General features: G+C 62.5%; 1 protein-coding gene. It reads left to right on the plus strand.

What is annotated here, in order from left to right; all coding sequences use genetic code 11:
• The first annotated feature begins 77 nt into the window (after nt 1-77).
• On the plus strand, nt 78-743 hold the full coding sequence (locus AC3WQY_RS24575; protein ID WP_285234140.1) for an amino acid ABC transporter permease: 666 nt from the start codon (nt 78-80) through the stop codon (nt 741-743).
• Nucleotides 744-789 lie beyond the last annotated feature (46 nt).

Genomic DNA, 789 nt, shown 5'->3' on the forward strand with positions numbered 1-789 from the left:
TCCGCCTTCAGCATCAACCGCATCGCGCTCTTCATCGAGCAGCGCGTGCAGGTGCCCGGCATGATCGGAGGTAGCAAGTGAATCTCGACTTCTCCTTCTTCAGCTGGGCGGTGGCGTCCAGCTTCATCGCCAAGGGCCTGATCTTCTCGATCCAGCTCACCCTCATCGCGATGCTGGGCGGCATTGCGCTGGGCACGGTGCTGGCGCTGATGCGGCTCTCGGGCAAGCGCTGGCTGGTGCTGCCGGCGGCCTTCTACGTCAACACCCTGCGCTCCATCCCGCTGGTGATGGTGATCCTGTGGTTCTTCCTCTTGATCCCGCTCCTGATCGGCCGGCCCATGGGCGCCGAGCTCTCGGCCATCATCACCTTCACGGTGTTCGAGGCGGCCTACTACTCCGAGATCATGCGTGCGGGCATCCAGAGCGTGCCCAAGGGCCAGGTCTACGCCGGCTACGCGGTGGGCATGAGCTATGGCCAGACCATGCAGCTGGTGGTGCTGCCGCAGGCCTTCCGCAACATGCTGCCGGTGCTGCTGACCCAGACCATCATCCTGTTCCAGGACACCTCGCTGGTCTATGCGATCGGCGCCTACGACCTGCTCAAGGGCTTCGAGGTCGCGGGCAAGAACTTCAACCGCCCGGTGGAGACCTATCTGGTGGCCACCGTCGTCTACTTCGTGATCTGCTTCAGCCTGTCGATGACGGTGCGCCGCCTGCAGCAGAAGATCCAAATCATTCGCTAAGGCAGATGGCCATGATCGATATCCAGAACGTCTCCAAGTGGTACGG

The sequence above is a fragment of the Roseateles sp. FW301-B2 genome, from assembly GCF_058788955.1.